Source organism: Anaerolentibacter hominis, assembly GCF_032380675.1.
Classification (GTDB): domain Bacteria; phylum Bacillota; class Clostridia; order Lachnospirales; family Lachnospiraceae; genus Anaerolentibacter; species Anaerolentibacter hominis.
On the sequence record NZ_JAWDIX010000002.1, the window covers coordinates 455,514 to 473,681 of the forward strand.

Sequence of the window (18,168 nt, forward strand, 5' to 3'; positions counted from 1 at the left end):
TGCCGCCGGCTGGGAACTTATATTCCGATACAGGTGCAGAACCAATTGTTTTGAACTGCATAACTGTCTGCCGGCGGCGTTGGTGACCGGCGCATAAAATGGCGCATAAAATGACGTCTGACGGAGCCGGAAAAAGAGGTTGACAAAGTCAAACCCAATCGGTATAATCAGAAGAGTGCTAAATTCCACGAACAGGAGACCAGTATGCTTATTTGTTTATCAGATTTTATAACCGGTAACAGCCAGATAAGAGAATGGGAACTGCCTGTAGAGATGGAAGTATTTGAACTGAACGGAACCGGATATCCGGTGGCAGAGAAAGAGCCTCTGAAGCTTACGGTTACCCGCCTTGGGGAACATAAAGTGAAGATAGAGGGGAATGCCCGGATTGTACTTCAGATTCCGTGCAGCCGATGTCTGGAGTACGTGGATATGGAATTTCCTGTCCGAGTTGAGGAAGAGGTAGATCTGTCTGAGACGGAGGAGGAGCGTACCTCGAATCTGGACGAACTCAGTTACATTACCGGATATAACCTAGATGCAGAACGGCTTATTTATAATGAGGTACTACTTCAGTTCCCGGCCAGGGTTCTCTGCAGTGAAGACTGTAAGGGGATTTGTAAGGTGTGCGGAACGAATCTCAATAAAGCAACATGTGACTGCGATCAAACGGTGAAAGATCCGAGGATGGCAGCATTTCAGAATATTTTTGATCAGTTTAAGGAGGTGTGACTATGTCTATCTGTCCAAAGAATAAACATTCCAAAGCAAGAAGAGACAGCCGTAGAGCAAACTGGAAGATGTCTGCTCCTGCTCTTGTAAAGTGCAGCAAATGTGGCGCTCTCATGATGCCGCACAGAGTGTGCAAAGCATGTGGTTCTTATAATAAGAGAGAGATCATTTCAGCAGAGGAAAAATAAGCTGACAAAAGGACATCCTGAGGATGTCCTTTCTTATTACACTGCAAAATCCCATCATTCCTTTATATGTTCCAGCAGATGTCTGGCATAGCCTGCGAGAAAAGAAGAATCGCTCAAAAGTGAGTCTTCCCAGGGAAAATAGGACAATTTATCCTTTCGTCCCCGCTTTAATTCCGGTGTTTGGAATGTCCCGTACTGGGGCAGGAAAAGCCCGGCTTTTTTAATGTAGCAATTAGAGGCTTTGGCTTGTTCCCGGTGACTCTTCTCCACATATTCCCCCACACTTTTATGGATGGCTGTATCTTCTGCGGGCAGATAATAATAATCTTTGTAATTTGGAAAATAGAAGTTCAGGGTGTCTGAAACAAGAGGGACGGTGAGGACGGCCTCCCTGTATGCCATGGCTAGCTGAAAGTGGGAGGACTTTATCTGAAGGGGTACCGGGAAGGGAGCGGCACAGGTAAGTCTTATATAAAAACGCTCCTGTTCTTTCCAGGCATCAGCCGGATCGGCCGCGCCCTCTAAAATACCGGCATAGCTCTCCAGTCCGCAGACAGCCGGCATCCCCGTGACGTCCTCCTCATTATGCAGGGAGAGAGGAGAGAACAATTCCTCTGCTTCCGGACGGCTGCTGTATTTTAGTTTCAGGTATTCTCCATAAAGGGGAATCAGATCTCCCCCGGAAAAAGGATCATTCCTGCGAATCCCGAGAAACGTCTCAACCGTCTTTAATTTAAGATTTTCCAAAGGCAGGAGTTTGCGGTAAGGATAGATCCGTTTATAGATGTCCAGACTGTCGATCGTATCAAAGGTATAGGCCAGTTTATACTTGATCCATTTTTTCTGTATGTACGGCAGATCAAAACCGGTCCCGTTGTAGTGGACCAGGCAGGCGTACTGCTTCATATATTCCCCGAAGCTTTTCAGCAGCTCCTGCTCACTCCGGTAATCATCCGCAAACCACTGGATAAACTCCCAGTCCTTCCCGTCGAAAGACAGGCAGCCGATGAGATAGACGGAGGAAACATCGGGAGAAAATCCGGTCGTCTCAATATCAAAGAAAAGAAACTGTTCCAGCGGATAGGGCTTCGGGAATACAGGGCGACAATCCAATTGGAGCTTTTTGCGAACGGTCTTCATTGTATGGATACCCTCCTGTTTTGTTGGTTTTTGTCGATAGATAGAGTATAGCATAAGGAAAAGGTTTCTGCCAATTTTCTTGACAGGATCGAACCCTTGTTCTAAAATAGTTGTATCATGGAAGCAGATAAGACTCCCCCTCTATAGGTGGTGAGTAAATAACAAATTTGTCTTGGTGGGAGCCTAGCCTCCTTCCAAGATAAAGCCTCCGGCGGATTGCAGAGCCGCACAGATGTATTATGTCATGCAAAGCATGACGTGCGGCTCGCAGCAAGTACGCCGAGGCGTACTTGAATGTATATACTGCCGGCAGGCTGTAACAGGATGTCTCTGTGTCAGGCCGGGGCGGAAATGGGGATGTGTAATGATTGCTTATATTAAAGGTGAGCTGGCGGAAGTAACTGACTCCAGTATCGTGGTGGAGAGCGGGGGCATGGGATTTTATATATTTGTTCCGGCCTCTGTGGCGGAGGATCTGCCGCCTGCGGGAAGCGAAGTAAAGATATATACTTATTTTCATGTCAGGGAAGATATCATGCAGCTGTACGGTTTTTTGTGTCAGGAGGATAAAGAGATCTTTGAATTGCTTCTGACGGTGAACGGGATCGGGCCCAAGGCGGCGCTGGCGATTCTGTCTACCGTCCGGCCGGACGATCTGCGTTTTGCCATTCTTTCCGACGATGTGAAGACGATATCCTCCGCGCCGGGCGTGGGGAAAAAGACTGCCCAGAAGCTGATTCTGGAGCTGAAAGATAAGTTTAAGCTGGAAGATGCGTTTGAACGCAAGAGTGAGAGGACAGCTGCCGATGGGGAACCGGGTATGCAGGCAGGAGCGGGACAAATCCGCAATGAAGTGTCGGAAGCGCTGATTGCGCTTGGCTATTCCCCTGCGAATGCGATGCGGGCGGTGCGGAGTGTGGAGATCACAGACGGAATGGATGTGGAGGATGTGCTTAAGCTGAGCCTTAAGAATATTTAACCGGCGGGAAGGGATACGATGGGGAAGGATAAGAGAATTATTACGACTGAGCTGATGGAGGATGAGAGCCGGGTGGAGAACACCCTGCGGCCCAAGCTTTTATCAGATTATATCGGGCAGGAGAAAGCCAAAGAAAATCTCAAGGTATACATTGAGGCAGCAAAGCAAAGGGAAGAACCCTTGGACCATGTGCTGCTGTATGGCCCTCCGGGCCTTGGCAAGACGACTCTGGCCGGTATTATAGCCAATGAGATGGATGTGAATATCCGGATCACCTCCGGCCCTGCGATAGAGAAACCGGGGGATATGGCAGCCATTCTGAACAATCTGCAGGACGGGGATATCCTGTTTGTGGACGAGATTCACCGTTTAAACCGCCAGGTGGAGGAAGTGCTTTACCCGGCCATGGAAGATTACGCGATTGATATCATTATCGGGAAAGGGGCAACAGCCCGGTCGATCCGTCTGGATCTGCCCAGGTTTACGTTGATCGGCGCCACAACCAGAGCCGGAATGCTGAGCGCTCCGCTGAGGGATCGATTCGGCGTGGTGCACCGGCTGGAATTTTATACCCAGGAAGAACTGAGACAGATTATCAAGCGGTCTGCCGAAGTGATCCATGTGGAGATTGATGAGGACGGAGCGAGAGAACTGGCGCGCCGGTCCAGGGGCACGCCCCGGCTGGCCAACCGGCTGTTGAAGCGGGTGAGGGATTTTGCCCAGGTGCGCTACGACGGCAGGATTACCCGGGAGGTAGCGGGTTCGGCACTGGATCTGCTTGAGGTGGATAAGATGGGCCTGGACAATCAGGACAGGGAGATTATCAATCTGATGATTGAAAAATTCTCCGGTGGTCCTGTGGGTATCGAGAGCCTGGCGGCGGCGCTGGGAGAAGATGCTGGGACAATCGAGGAGGTATACGAGCCTTATCTGATCCAGAACGGCCTGATTCAGCGGACGGCCAGAGGGCGTATCGTCACCGCTTTGGCGTATCGTCATTTTGGCATCGACAGAGAGCTGTCCTCCGGGCTGGAAAAATAGAGCTTACTTACTATAGAAAGGTTCTCCAAACTTTCCTATGTAAGAATAAAATCATCCTATGCGCAATCGCGTTTAAGGAGAAAGTCAGTTAAGCTGACTACGCTTTGTTTCTCCTCTTTTGTGAAACGGCTTGCCAGGTTCAGGGTGATCAGGTATAATGTCGTTAAGTATAGAGGACCCGTGTATGTCCCCACCCCAGAGGGAGACGGCGGTGCATGGTTAGGAAATAGGAAGAGGGAAAGGCAAGGACGTTGGATATGAAAACCAGAAATGATGCGGTCGTTACCATCAATAATAAAGAATATGTGATAGGCGGCTATGAGAGCGGCGACTATCTCCAGAAGGTGGCGGCTTACATTAACAGAAAGCATGAAGAGTTCAGGGAACAGCCTTTTTACGGAAGATTAAATCCTGATATGAAGAATGTACTGCTGGAAATCAACATTGCCGACGACTACTTCAAGGCTACGGAGCAGGTGCGGGAGCTGGAAGAGTACCGAAGAGAGGACAGCAAGGAGATTTTTGAACTGAAGCACCAGCTCATGGAGCTGGAGGCAAGATTGAAAAAGACAGAAGCGGAACTCATGGGACTGAAAAACACAGAGAGAAATTAAATACTTTTATACATAAGAGACTGTGTACACTGTGCCGGTCTCTCTTTCTTGTTACATAGGAAAGTTCTCCAAACTTAACAAGAAACCATCCTATGCGCACTCGCGTAAGTGGAGAAAGTCAGCTAAGCTGACTACGCTCGGCGCGCAAAGCGTGCAAGCCCCTCAAAGATGGAGGGGTCAGGGGAGATGAGGTGGGCTTGCCCGCTTTGTTCTCAATGTGAGATACTTGCTTGAATGACGGGCTGCGGTTCATTGTACGGCGCGATGGGAACGCGGGCTTTTACGGGAGGGATGAAGATTTGAAATCTGGAAGTACAAATGTGGAAATTCTGGCGCCTGCAGGGTCCTGGGACAGTATCATTGCGGCGGTTAACGCTTCCGCCGACGCGGTATATGTGGGAGGAAATCAGTTTGGGGCCAGGGCGTATGCCAATAATTTGACCGAAGAACAGTTAAAAGAAGCGATTGATTATGTCCATCTGAACGATAAGCATTTATATCTCACTGTGAATACCCTTCTGAAGGAAGCAGAACTGGAGGCAAAACTGTACAGCTATCTGGCGCCTCTTTATGAGCATGGGCTGGATGCCGTTATCGTGCAGGACCTGGGGGTTATGCGTTTTATCCATACCCATTTTCCGGATCTGTCCATTCACGCAAGCACCCAGATGACGCTGGCAGGACCTTATGGCATGGAAAGCCTGGGAGAATATGGGGTGAACCGTATCGTGCCGGCGAGAGAACTCTCTCTCGGGGAGATCCGGGCGATGCGGGAATCTACCCGGATGGAGCTGGAATGCTTTGTGCACGGCGCGCTGTGTTACTGTTATTCGGGACAGTGCCTGATGAGCAGCATGATCGGAGGCAGGAGCGGCAATCGGGGACGCTGTGCCCAGCCCTGCCGTATGCCTTATACCTTGAGGGACGGGAAACAGATACTGGGAGAGGCCTATTACCTGAGCCCCAGGGATATCTGTACACTGAGGCTGCTCCCTGAACTTATTGATGCGGGAATTGATTCATTTAAAATAGAAGGACGGATGAAACGCCCGGAGTACACCGCGGCTGCTGCCTGGCTTTACAGGAAATACGCGGATCTGGCGTTTAAGCTGGGAAAAGACGGCTATGACCGGTATCTGACGGAACACGCTAAAGAGTGGGAGCGGGATAATGAGGCTCTGTCGGAGCTGTATAACAGAGGCGGATTTACGGAGGGCTATTATCATAGTTTCCACGGAAAAAATATGATGTCAATCGACCGTCCAAATCATTCTGGCGTTCTCGTGGGAGAGGTGACCGGGATAAAAAAGAACACTGCCCAGATAAAACTGAGGCGGGAGGTATATCCCCAGGATGTGCTGGAATTCAGGAAGCACAGAAAAGGCTGCGGACCTTTGGAAAAGGGAGCCGGAGTGTATGAGTTCACTGTAGGCACAGGGAAAGAATCGGGAACGGTTTTATCCGCCCGTTTTAAGCCCGGAGCAGATATCAGGCCCGGAGATTATCTATACCGGACCAGGAAAGAAGTGCTGCTGCATTCCATACAGGAACGTATCTTAGGTGGAAGTTCAGGAACTGTGCGGGCCAGACAGATCCCTGTTCAGGGAAATTTCTCGGCATTGGAAGGCTGTCCCATCACACTCACGCTCACACTGGGCGATGTTACCGTGTGCGCCCGTGGCGTGGAGGCAGCCAGGGCTCTGAATCGTGCGGCAGCCGAGGATGAGGTTCGAAAAGCGCTGAATAAGACGGGAAATTCTCTGTTTGTCTTTGAAAAACTTTCCATAAAGCTTGCAGAGGGGCTTTTTCTGCCGGTAAAGGAACTCAACGAACTGAGACGCAGGGCGCTGGAGGAACTGCAGAAGGCAGCGGCAGAACGGTACCGCAGGCAGTCGGTAAGTAATTTTAAGGAAAAAGTAAGAAAAAATAATAACAGTTTATCATTTCCGTCTGCTAAGATAGCCATAAAAGCGGTGGTCTGCGATGAAAATCAGTTGAATGTCCTTCTGGGCATCCCTGAAATTTCCCGGATTTATCTGCAAATGGAGTGTTTTCCATGCGGCGAGTTGGGAAGACTGTTAAAAAAGATACACAGCAGCGGCAGGGAAGGATTTTTAAGACTGCCAAGGATATTCCGGATGGAAACGGAGAGCCGTCTTTGTCAGGAAAAAGAGATATTTGAACAGGCGGACGGCTTTTTGATCGCTAATCTGGAAGAGGTTTCTTTCCTGAGGCGGCATGATTGGTTCGGCAAAAAAACAGACAGGCTGGAACTGGATTATACGCTGTACATCTGCAACGAAGAAGCCAAGTGTTATTGGAGAGAACAGGGAATCAGCCATTTTACGGATTCTGTGGAGCTGAATAAGGAAGAGCTTAAAATGCTGAATCAATCCGACAGTACAATCGTGGTATATGGAAGGCTGCCGCTTATGGTTTCTGCCCAGTGCCTGGCTCTGACCGGAGGGCACTGTGACCCGGGACGAGGTAAGCTGGTTCTGGAAGATAGAAAACGAAAGCGGTTTCCGGTCCGCAGGTACTGTGAATATGGATATAACGAGATTTTAAACAGTGATCCGCTGTTCCTTCTGGGACAGGAACGGGAGATCAGGGATCTGTGCCCCGGCGGAATCCGGCTGGACTTTACGCTGGAACAGCCCGAGATGGTGAAACAAATCGGGGAGAGCTTTGCAGAGAGGTTCTGCAGGGGAACAGAAGACGGATTTCGTCTGGAGCACTATACGAAAGGGCATTTTGCCCGAGGAGTCGAGTAACTTGGAAAATATCATTGTACAGCTTTCAACTTATATTTTTGTAATTCTGATTACCATTTATACGCTGTACTGCTTTACGGTGTTCAGGAGAAGCAGGGAGCAGCAGAATAAGGTGTTCCGGCGTCAGAGAATGATAATGTATACCATACATTTTCTGGGGCACCTCATTCTTTATATGAATACGGGAAGCCTGACGGTGGCGGTCTTATACGCTCTGGAGCTGCTGATGTTCATCGTTATGACAGCGCTGTATCAGAGGGTATATAAAAATTTATCCAGACTGGTGTTAAACAACATGCTTTTTCTCCTGAGCATCAGTTTTATCATGCTGACCAGACTGAATGTATCCTACGCGAAACGGCAGCTGGCCATTGCAACCGGATCTCTTCTGATTTGTCTTGTGGTACCGGTAATTATCGATAGATTTAAGGTGCTGAGGCGGTTTGGCTGGTTCTATGCAGCGGGAGGTCTCTGTCTGCTTTTGCTGGTGTTTGTCTTCGGCGTTACGAAATACGGGGCGACAAACTGGGTAAACATAGCGGGATTTGTATTCCAGCCTTCCGAGGTAGTCAAGATCGTGTTTGTGTTCTTCGCGGCGGCACTGCTGGCCAAATCCACAGAGTTTATTGACGTTGTCAAGGTGACGGTTGTGGCGGCGGTTTTTGTCATGGTGCTGGTGGTGGAGAAGGATCTGGGGGCCGCTCTTTTATACTTTACAACCTATCTGATTATACTTTATGTGGCTTCTTCCAACGCCTTGTATCTCTTTGCTGGACTGGGGGCCGGAAGTGCAGCCGCTGTGGTGGCATACAAGCTGTTTGCCCATGTCAGGGTCCGGGTTGTGGCATGGAAAGATCCCTGGGGCAGCATTGATAACGAAGGATTCCAGGTAGCCCAGTCTCTGCTTGCAATTGGCAGCGGCGGCTGGTTCGGCATGGGACTTGGGAAGGGACTGCCCACCAGTATACCCGTGGTGGAAAGTGATTTTGTCTTTTCCGCAGTGGCAGAAGAGTTTGGGACAATATTTGCCGTGTGTCTGATTCTTATCAGCCTCAGCTGTTTTCTGATGTTTGTGAACATCGGTATGAAACTGAAACAGAAGTTTTATAAGCTGGTCGCCCTGGGATTAAGCACCGTCTACATTTTTCAGGTGTTTCTCACCATCGGCGGGGCGACGAAATTCATTCCGTCCACCGGTGTGACGCTGCCGCTTGTGAGCTACGGAGGAAGTTCTATTATCAGTACGATCATAATATTCAGTGTAATTCAGGGGCTGTATGTCCTGAATCAGGATGAGGAAGCAGAAATTGAAAGTGAAGAAAACGAAGCCATCGAAGAAGAATATGAATCATGACGTCCGGGAGCGCGCAAATGAACCGGTAATTAAAAAAGTGGCAAAGCCGCCGAAGAAGAAGGTGCAGGCCAAAAAAGTGCAGCCTGAGAAGATACAGACTGCAAAGGTTAGGACTGTTAAGGCTGTGCGTACCGAAGAGCCGGAGAAGGAAACGGCGTCCGGGGGCACACGGAGAGTCCGGGAGAGCCGGATCAACCGGGAGATGCTTTTCATTACCTATGTTTTTGTCGTGCTCTTTGTCATGGTCATCGGCAATATGGTCTATTTCGTCGCCGCACGGAGCGGGGATGTGATTAACAGCCCTTATAATTACCGTCAGGATATCCTGGCGGAGCGGGTTGTACGGGGCAGTATTCTCTCCAGTGACGGTACCGTTCTGGCAGAAACTGTCACGAACAGCAAGGGAAAGGAAACCCGCAAATATCCATATAATAATATGTTCTGTCATGTCGTGGGGCGTTTTAACAAGAGCAAGACCGGAATTGAAGCAAGCCAGGATTTTACGCTTTTGACTTCCCATGACAATGCTATTAAAAATGCAATTACAGAATTGTCAGGCGAAAAGACAATCGGTGATAATGTGTATACCACTCTGAATTTTGATTTGCAGAAGACGGCCTATGAGGCCCTGGGAAATAGAAGGGGAGCAGTGGTTGCACTGGAACCTGGCACGGGCAAGGTGCTTGCTATGGTATCAAAGCCAGATTATGATCCGAACCGGGTGGACGAACTCTGGGAGAGCCTGATTGACGATGAACAGAAGGAATCCGCATTATTTAACCGGGCCACGCAGGGGCTCTATCCTCCAGGTTCCACATTCAAAATATTGACCGCTCTGGAGTATCTCCGGGAAAACTCAGGTTATAAGAACTACTCCTTCCGCTGCGAGGGAAAGACGATAGTGTCCGGGGTGCCTGTGAGCTGCTATAACAATAAGGTGCATGGACAGCTGGATTTAATCGCAGCGTTTGCCAAATCCTGCAACGGAGCGTTTGCCAGCATTGGTTCTGAACTTGATATGGCTAAGTTCAGAGCGCTCTGTGAGTCTTTTGTCTTTAATCAGGCTCTTCCGACTGCGCTCACAACTGAAAAAAGCCAGTTTGTACTGAATGAAAAGTCGGATAAGGGGGAAATCCCTCTGACCGCAATCGGGCAGGGCGATACCCTGCTGACGCCGCTGCACAACGCGATGATTGCGGCAACGGTAGCCAACGGCGGGGTTATGATGAAGCCTTACGTGATTGACCGGGTGGAATCCAGCACAGGATCGGTAGTGGAAAAGTATTCCCCTGAGGTTTATGATACGCTGATGACGGCAAAAGAAGCCAAAACACTTACCAAAATGATGAAAAAAGTGGTGGAGGAAGGAACCGGCCGGAGCTTAAAGAACAGCAGCTATTCGGTTGCCGGCAAAACCGGTTCGGCAGAGAATGATCAGGGAGCGGCACATGCCTGGTTTGTAGGGTTTGCGCCTGCGGATAATCCGGAAATTGTGGTCTGCGTCGTTGTGGAAAACGTTGGCGCGGGCAGTGAATATGCGGTGCCGATTGCCAAAAGAGTCCTGAATACTTATTTTTCCAAAACAAAATAAATGGAATGGGATACATCAGATAGGAAAAACCGGAGAAAATAAGCAAATAGTTTCACTTCGCTCTACTATTTTTTATTGAATAATAAAAAGAAAAGGAGTATACTGAAAAACGAGTTATGCACACCAGAACGGGCTGTTAGACGGCCGGAAGGGGTAGTTGTTTCCGGCAAAGAGCCTTGTTCATATAACAGGAGGGATTGCGATGATCGAAGCAACGAGCTGTGGTGGTGTGGTTATTTTCCGGGGTAAGATTTTGCTGTTGTATAAAAATTACAAGAACAAATACGAGGGATGGGTATTGCCGAAGGGTACGGTAGAAGAAGGCGAAGAGTACCGGGATACGGCAGTACGTGAAGTCAGGGAAGAAACCGGAGTGAGTGCGACGATAATCAAGTATATCGGGAAGAGTCAGTATACGTTCAACACACCGCTCGACACAGTCACCAAGGATGTTCACTGGTATCTGATGATGGCAGACAGCTATTACAGTAAACCGCAGAGAGAAGAATATTTTCAGGATTCCGGCTATTACAAATTTCATGAGGCCTATCACATGCTGAAATTTTCCAATGAAAAACAGATTCTGGAACGGGCCTATGAGGAATATGTGGAACTAAAGAAGAACAAGCTGTGGAGGAAGAAGATATAAGGAATAAGGAAGAATGAATAAGGATGAATGAATAATGTTTAAGGGATTGAATCTTTTCTTGCTTGCGTTCTTCATTCTTCTCTCTTCATTTTTCATTATCAATCGTGCGCTTGACTTTCTTTTTCCGCTATGGTACTATTTGGAATGTATGTTAAGCGGAACTATATATTGTCCGCGGATTCAGCCGGTACTCAGGATTTGGAGTCTCCGACCAGTTCTTAGTAGACGGCGGTTATGAATAAGGAGGAATTTATTATGTTAACACCAGAAAAGAAACAGGAAATCATTAATGAGTACGGCAGACAGCCTGGCGATACCGGTTCACCGGAAGTTCAGATCGCGCTGCTGACAGAGAGAATTACACAGCTGACAGAGCATTTGAAGACGAACCACAAGGATCATCACTCCAGAAGAGGACTTCTTATGATGGTTGGTCAGAGAAGAGGACTTTTGGCATATCTGAAAGATAAGGATATCGAGAGATATCGTCAGTTGATTGCACGCCTGGGCTTAAGAAAATAAGAGTAAGGCGGATTGCAGCAAGTACGCCGAGGCGTACTTAAATTTGTGAAATAAAGTGTAAGAGAGCTGTTGCATTTGCAACAGCTCTTTTTGTATAATGGAAATGTTTACAAAAGAATGTGATAGAGGATGAGGGGCCTTTTGATATGAAATTTTTTAAAAGTATGTTTCACGATAACGGGCGGTTCTGGAGAAGGATTGTGTCAATCGCCATACCGATTGCCGTTCAGTCGCTGCTTAACAGTTCTCTGAATATGATTGACTCTGTTATGATCGGAACGCTGGGGGAGACAACGATTTCAGCGGTGGGGCTGGCGAATAAATATTACTTTATCTTTATGCTGCTGGTGTTTGGCATTTCCAGCGGCTCTGCCGTGATGACTGCCCAGTATTGGGGAAGTAGGGAGCTTGCCAATGTGAAGAAGGTACTTGGCATGTCCATTTTAATCGCTGTGGGGGCTACCTCTGTGTTTGCCCTGGGAGGCTGCCTGTTCCCGCGGGCGGTGATGCGTGTTTTTACGCCTAATCCGGCCACCATTGAGGTTGGGGTGTCTTATTTGAGAATTGTGGCGGTCAGCTATCCGATCATTTCACTTACCAATGCCCTGACTGCTTCTCTCCGGGGGATTAACCAGGTTAAGGTGCCGGTGCTGATATCGGTTCTTGCGATTTTCTGCAATGTGGGGCTGAATTATGTCCTGATTTTCGGGAAGCTGGGCCTTCCCGCCATGGGCGCAGCAGGCGCCGCGCTGGCTACTGTGCTGGCCAGAGTCATTGAATGTGCTGCGCTGATTGTCTATATCTATGCTGGCAAAAGTCCGCTGGCTGCCACATTCCGGGAGCTGGTTGCCTTTGACAAGGTATTTACCGGCAAATTTGTACATACGGTGCTGCCGGTTATTCTGAATGAATTTATGTGGGGACTGGGGGTAACCATGTATGCGCTTGTATATGGAAGGATGGGAGATGCGGCGACCGCTGCCATCACCATCACCCAGACGGCAGAACAGGTGCTTCAGGTTGCCTTTACCGGAATCAGTGCGGCTACCGGCGTTATCCTGGGCAATGAGATGGGAAATAATAAACTGGAGCGGGCGGAACGTTACGCCAGATATATCATCGCCCTGCAGTTCATGTTCTGCTTTGTGGTCGGATTCCTGTGCTTTGCCCTGCGGAATGCGATTACAGGGCTGTATGCGATTTCCGCTGAGGTGGTGGACTATGTGCATCGCTGCCTGTATGTCTATATTTTCTATCTGCCCTTTAAAATGTTCAACCAGGTCAACATTACCGGGATTCTCCGAAGCGGCGGGGATACCAAGGCGGCTTTGATCCTGGACACCACAGGAGTGTGGTTCTGGGCGCTCCCGCTGGCCGTTCTGGGAGGCCTTGTGTGGAAGCTTCCGATCTATGTGGTCTATGCCATGATACTGTCGGAAGAGTTTTTAAAGTGTGTATTCGGCCTGATCCGGTATAAACAGAAAAAATGGCTGAAAAATCTTGTCATTTAGGAATCAGGTATGCTATACTGAAATAAGTTTTGGAGACTGAGCCGAGACTTCTGAAAAAATCATTGGCGTCTGCCATGGCAGCAAAAGCCCAGGAAATCATCTGGGCATTTTTGTGCGCAATGGAAATAGCTGTGTGTGGCTGGGGATGTGCGGACCGTTCCAGTGGCGTTTTCAGATGTTTCGGAGTCTCCAAATGGAAGAAAAGGAGATTAATTATGTACAAGAGTTTTAGTATGGAACTTGCCGGCAGAACCCTGACTGTTGAAGTGGGAAGAGTAGCTGCTCAGGCAAATGGTGCTGCTTTTATGCACTATGGTGATACTGTTGTTCTCTCTACCGCCACTGCGTCGGAGAAACCAAGAGACGGAATCGACTTCTTCCCCTTAAGTGTGGAGTATGAAGAAAAATTGTATTCAGTAGGTAAAATTCCGGGAGGCTTCAATAAGAGAGAGGGAAAGGCTACAGAGCATGCGATCCTGACCTCACGTGTGATTGACCGCCCGATGCGTCCGTTGTTTCCGAAGGATTACCGCAACGACGTTACTCTGAACAATCTGATTATGTCTGTAGACCCGGATTGCAGCCCTGAAGTAGCGGCTATGCTGGGTTCTTCTATCGCAACCTGCATTTCCGATATCCCGTTTGACGGTCCCTGTGCTGCGACGCAGGTAGGTCTGATAAACGGAGAATTGATTATAAATCCCACCAACGATCAGAGACAGGAATCCGACCTGCAGCTGACGGTTGCTTCCACCAGAGAAAAGGTGATTATGATTGAAGCCGGCGCCAACGAAGTGCCGGAGGATAAAATGATTGAAGCAATCTATGCGGCTCATGATATCAATCAGGAAATTATCAAATTTATCGATACCATTGTTGCCGAGTGCGGCAAAGAAAAACACACCTACACCAGCTGCGCCGTGCCGGAAGAACTGTTTGCGGCCATGAAAGAGATCGTTACTCCTGAGCAGATGGAAGAGGCAGTATTTACCGATGTGAAACAGGTGCGTGAGGAGAATATCCGCCAGATTAAGGATAAGCTTGCAGAGGCATTTGCGGACAAAGAAGATTGGCTTCCCCTGATCGACGAAGCTGTCTACCAGTACCAGAAGAAGACAGTAAGAAAGATGATTTTAAAGGATCACAAGCGTCCTGACGGCAGAGAAGTCACACAGATCCGGAAATTGGCCGCAGAAACCGATCTGCTTCCGAGAGTACACGGATCTGCTATGTTTACCCGCGGACAGACCCAGATCTGTACCATTACCACTCTGGCACCGTTGTCAGAGGCGCAGCGTCTGGACGGTCTGGATGAAAATGAGACTTCCAAGCGCTATATGCATCACTATAATTTCCCGTCCTACTCCGTAGGCGAGACAAAACCTTCCAGAGGACCGGGACGCCGGGAGATCGGACATGGAGCGCTGGCTGAGCGGGCTCTGCTTCCGGTACTTCCCACGGAGAAAGAGTTTCCGTATGCGATCCGTACCGTTTCCGAGACCTTTGAATCCAACGGATCTACCTCCCAGGCAAGTATCTGTGCATCCAGTATGTCTCTGATGGCAGCCGGTGTTCCGATTAAAAAACCGGTGGCCGGTATTTCCTGTGGTCTTGTGACCGGAGATTCCGATGATGATTATATTGTACTGACCGATATTCAGGGTCTGGAAGATTTCTTTGGTGATATGGACTTTAAGGTGGCCGGAACACATGAGGGTATCACCGCGATCCAGATGGATATCAAGATCCACGGCCTGACCAGACCGATTGTTGAGGAGGCTATCCGCACAACGAGAGAAGCCAGACTTTATATTCTCGACGAAGTTATGGCAAAAGCGATTGCCGAGCCCCGCAAAGAGGTAGGAACCTATGCGCCTAAGATCGTACAGATGAACATCGATCCATCTAAGATCGGCGATGTGGTAGGACAGAGAGGAAAGACGATCAATACCATTATTGATGAAACCGGTGTGAAGATTGACATCACAGATGACGGCTTTGTTTCGATTGCCGGCAATGATATGGAAATGATCGATAAAGCAAAACATTATATTGACATTATCGTAACCGATTTTGAAACCGGACAGGTGCTGGAGGGCAAAGTAGTCAGCATCAAAGAATTCGGCGCTTTCCTGGAGTTTGCTCCCGGCAAGGAGGGCATGGTCCATATTTCCAAGATAGCCAAGGAAAGAATTAACCATGTGGAAGATGTACTGACTCTGGGTGATGTGGTGAAAGTCGTGTGCCTGGGTAAGGATAAGATGGGCAGAATCAGTTTCAGCATGAAAGATGTGAAATAAGATCGGTTTGACCTATGAAACCTTTGAGGGAGCGAGGACGGGATACCGTCCCCGCTCCTGGTTTATGTACTGATATAGGAGAGAGCAGAGGATGGTTTCAATTAAAACACTTCCGAATGAAATAACCGTTGTGATGGAACCGATGGAATATCTGAAAAGCGTTTCCTGCGGCATATGGGTCAGGACCGGTTCTGCCAATGAAACAGCGGAGAACAACGGCATTTCCCACATGATTGAACATATGCTGTTTAAAGGCACCGGGAAGAGAAGCGCCCTGAACCTGGCAAACGATATGGCCAGGATCGGGGGAAATATGAATGCCTATACGGAAAAGGAGTGCACCGCATTTTATGTAACTACGCTCACCGAGCATCTGGGGGAAGCCTTGGAAATCCTGGGAGATATGATATGCGGATCTGTTTTTTCGGAGGAGGATGTGGAAAAAGAAAAAGGTGTGGTACTGGAAGAGATTGATCTGTACGATGATTCTCCGGACGACATGGTACATGAGATGCTCCAGAAGACGGTGTGGCCGGACCATCCCCTGGGTTTTCTGATATCCGGTGAAAAGAGCATTGTATCCGGGTTTACCAGAAGGGATCTGGTGGACTTCTGGCAGACCCATTACTGCGGATCGAATATGGTGATCTCTATGGCGGGAAAATTTAATCCTGAACAGGCGGTGGAATGGATTATTCAGTCCTTCGGCGGATTAAAGCCGGGCATGCGTATACCCGCCGGCAGTCCTCCGGTGTATCATAGGAATCTGTATTTGCAGCAGAAGGATATCGGACAGCTCCATATGAATCTGGCCTTTCCCGGCATCGGGGAACTGGATGAAGACCGGTATGCCCTGACCATACTGAACTCCATATTAGGAGGGACAGAAAGCTCCAGGCTCTTTCAGCAGATACGGGAGGAAAGAGGGCTGACCTATTCCATTTTTTCCTATGGGAGCAGTTATCAGTCTGCAGGCCTGCTTCAGATAGACGCGGTTTTAAATCCGGAGAAAGCTGATGTGGTTTATACCTGCATCGAGGATACCATTGCCAGATTGATTCGGGAAGGTGTTTCGGGGGAGGAGGTTCTCTGCACCAAGGAACAGTTAAAGACAGAACTTATGATCGGGAATGAGAGCACCAGGAGCCGCATGAACCGAAATGGCAAGGAGATGCTGGTACTGGGCAGGCTGACCGGTCTGAATGACACGGTGCGCCGGCTGGAGGAGGTCACGGAGGCAGAAGTGAGCAGGCTGGCAGAACGGTATCTGGATTACAGCCGGGCAAGCCTTGCCCTGATCGGTGATTTGTCAGACGGGGAAAATCAATTGACAAAGCGCCTGCGCGTGCTTTACAATTGAATGTATGTTTTGCAAAAGATGAGAAAGAAAGGTGATGGAATTGAACAATTGGCATATTGAAACAAAATGTATCCAGGAGGGATACCAGCCAAAAGACGGGGAACCCAGGGTACTTCCGATCTATCAGAGTACGACGTTCAAGTATGATTCCAGCGAGACGGTGGGGAAATTATTCGATCTGGAGGAGAATGGATTCTTTTACACCAGACTGGCTAATCCAACCGTAGACTGTGTGGAGAGAAAGATCGCGGCATTGGAAGGCGGCGTGGGAGCCATGTGTACTTCCTCCGGACAGGCTGCATCGCTGATCACCATTCTTAATCTTTGCAGTGAGGGAGACCATGTGATCGCTTCCGGGGCTATTTACGGAGGAACGACTAATTTATTTACCGTGACCCTGAAACGTCTGGGCATCGAGGTTACTCTGATTAACGCCGATTCCACGGAGGAAGAGCTGGAGGCCGCTGTCCGGGACAATACCAAGTGTATTTTTGCAGAGAGCATTGCCAATCCGGCTCTGATTATAATTGATTTTGAACTGTATGCGAAGGTTGCACACAGACACCATATTCCTTTCATTGTGGACAATACGTTTGCAACACCGATTAACTTCCGGCCGCTGGAGCATGGCGCCGACATCGTGATCCACTCCACATCCAAATATATGGACGGACACGCAGTTGCACTGGGCGGCGTTATCGTGGATGGCGGAACATTTGACTGGAATGATGAGAAATTCCCCGGCTTTACCCAGCCGGATGAGTCTTATCACGGTATGGTTTATGCCAGAGACTGCAAGGAAAGCGCCTTTATCGTAAAGGCACGGGTACAGCTGATGCGGGATCTGGGCAGCGCGCCGGCGGCAAACAGTGCTTTTCTGCTGAATCTGGGTCTGGAAACCCTGCATCTGCGTATGGAGCGCCACTGCAGCAACGCCTTAAAGGCGGCGAAATGGCTGCAGGCGAATGAGAAGATTGACTGGGTGGAGTATCCGGGTCTTCCCGGCAGCCGGTACTATGAGAGAGCGCAGAAGTATATGCCCAACGGCACCTGCGGTGTAATCGCTTTTGGCCCCAAGGGCGGAAGAGAGGCAGCCATGAAGCTGATGGATTCTCTGAAGCTGGCCGCAATTGTTGTACACGTGGCCGACGCCAGAACCAGTGTGCTGCATCCGGCGAGTACGACTCACCGTCAGCTGAGTGATGAGCAGCTAAAGGAAGCAGGTGTAAAACCGGAGCTGATCCGTATGTCGATCGGACTGGAAAACATAGATGATATCATTGCAGATCTGGAACAGGCGGTGGCTCAGATTTAACTATGCCAAACCTGCCGGAAGAAGAACTTTCTATGTAATGAAAAACGCCGTCACAGTATGTGGCGGCGTTTGCTTTAACAGCAGAATACGGCCATATT

Annotated in this window: 15 protein-coding genes; 14 read left to right on the plus strand and 1 reads right to left on the minus strand. The window is 49.0% G+C overall.

Translation table 11 applies throughout. The features are described from left to right. The first annotated feature begins 204 nt into the window (after positions 1-204). Positions 205-732, plus strand: a complete 528-nt coding sequence (locus tag ABCW47_RS11320) for a YceD family protein (protein WP_343210026.1) — start codon at positions 205-207, stop codon at positions 730-732. 2 nt (positions 733-734) lie between these two features. After that, positions 735-920: a 50S ribosomal protein L32 gene (gene rpmF / locus ABCW47_RS11325; RefSeq protein ID WP_343210027.1), complete on the plus strand. Its 186-nt coding sequence runs from the start codon at positions 735-737 to the stop codon at positions 918-920. Between the two features lie 54 nt (positions 921-974). Here rpmF and ABCW47_RS11330 read toward each other — a convergent pair whose 3' ends face one another. Next, a complete protein-coding gene (locus tag ABCW47_RS11330) occupies positions 975-2,060 on the minus strand; it encodes a ribonuclease H-like domain-containing protein (protein WP_343210028.1) in 1,086 nt (361 codons plus the stop codon). Between the two features lie 364 nt (positions 2,061-2,424). Here ABCW47_RS11330 and ruvA point away from each other — a divergent pair, with 364 nt between their 5' ends. The 12 genes from ruvA (at position 2,425) to ABCW47_RS11390 (ending at position 18,070) form a co-directional block, all read left to right on the plus strand. After that, positions 2,425-3,039: a Holliday junction branch migration protein RuvA gene (ruvA, locus tag ABCW47_RS11335; RefSeq protein ID WP_343210029.1), complete on the plus strand. Its 615-nt coding sequence runs from the start codon at positions 2,425-2,427 to the stop codon at positions 3,037-3,039. A gap of 18 nt (positions 3,040-3,057) precedes the next feature. Beyond that, the gene (ruvB, locus tag ABCW47_RS11340; protein WP_343210030.1) at positions 3,058-4,080 is read left to right on the plus strand and encodes a Holliday junction branch migration DNA helicase RuvB; all 1,023 of its coding nucleotides are present in this window, start codon (positions 3,058-3,060) and stop codon (positions 4,078-4,080) included. 257 nt (positions 4,081-4,337) lie between these two features. Then, on the plus strand, positions 4,338-4,694 hold the full coding sequence (locus ABCW47_RS11345; protein WP_343210031.1) for a cell division protein ZapA: 357 nt from the start codon (positions 4,338-4,340) through the stop codon (positions 4,692-4,694). Between the two features lie 299 nt (positions 4,695-4,993). Continuing rightward, positions 4,994-7,468, plus strand: coding sequence for a U32 family peptidase (locus tag ABCW47_RS11350; RefSeq protein ID WP_343210032.1), 2,475 nt, complete (start codon positions 4,994-4,996; stop codon positions 7,466-7,468). Position 7,469: 1 nt separating this feature from the next. Continuing rightward, positions 7,470-8,822 (plus strand): FtsW/RodA/SpoVE family cell cycle protein, encoded by a 1,353-nt coding sequence (locus ABCW47_RS11355; RefSeq protein WP_343210033.1) that lies wholly within the window; start codon positions 7,470-7,472, stop codon positions 8,820-8,822. Continuing rightward, positions 8,782-10,413, plus strand: coding sequence for a peptidoglycan D,D-transpeptidase FtsI family protein (locus ABCW47_RS11360; protein WP_343210068.1), 1,632 nt, complete (start codon positions 8,782-8,784; stop codon positions 10,411-10,413). Before ABCW47_RS11355 ends, ABCW47_RS11360 begins: the two co-directional genes overlap by 41 nt. Before the next feature lie 202 nt (positions 10,414-10,615). Beyond that, a complete protein-coding gene (locus ABCW47_RS11365; protein ID WP_343210034.1) occupies positions 10,616-11,062 on the plus strand; it encodes an NUDIX hydrolase in 447 nt (148 codons plus the stop codon). A 255-nt stretch (positions 11,063-11,317) separates the two neighbouring features. Further along, positions 11,318-11,584 (plus strand): 30S ribosomal protein S15, encoded by a 267-nt coding sequence (rpsO, locus tag ABCW47_RS11370; protein WP_343210035.1) that lies wholly within the window; start codon positions 11,318-11,320, stop codon positions 11,582-11,584. Between the two features lie 146 nt (positions 11,585-11,730). Next, the gene (locus tag ABCW47_RS11375; protein WP_343210036.1) at positions 11,731-13,095 is read left to right on the plus strand and encodes an MATE family efflux transporter; all 1,365 of its coding nucleotides are present in this window, start codon (positions 11,731-11,733) and stop codon (positions 13,093-13,095) included. A gap of 215 nt (positions 13,096-13,310) precedes the next feature. Continuing rightward, on the plus strand, positions 13,311-15,395 hold the full coding sequence (locus tag ABCW47_RS11380; protein WP_343210037.1) for a polyribonucleotide nucleotidyltransferase: 2,085 nt from the start codon (positions 13,311-13,313) through the stop codon (positions 15,393-15,395). Positions 15,396-15,486: 91 nt separating this feature from the next. After that, the gene (locus ABCW47_RS11385; RefSeq protein ID WP_343210038.1) at positions 15,487-16,755 is read left to right on the plus strand and encodes a M16 family metallopeptidase; all 1,269 of its coding nucleotides are present in this window, start codon (positions 15,487-15,489) and stop codon (positions 16,753-16,755) included. A 34-nt stretch (positions 16,756-16,789) separates the two neighbouring features. Further along, positions 16,790-18,070, plus strand: coding sequence for an O-acetylhomoserine aminocarboxypropyltransferase/cysteine synthase family protein (locus tag ABCW47_RS11390; RefSeq protein ID WP_343210039.1), 1,281 nt, complete (start codon positions 16,790-16,792; stop codon positions 18,068-18,070). Positions 18,071-18,168 lie beyond the last annotated feature (98 nt).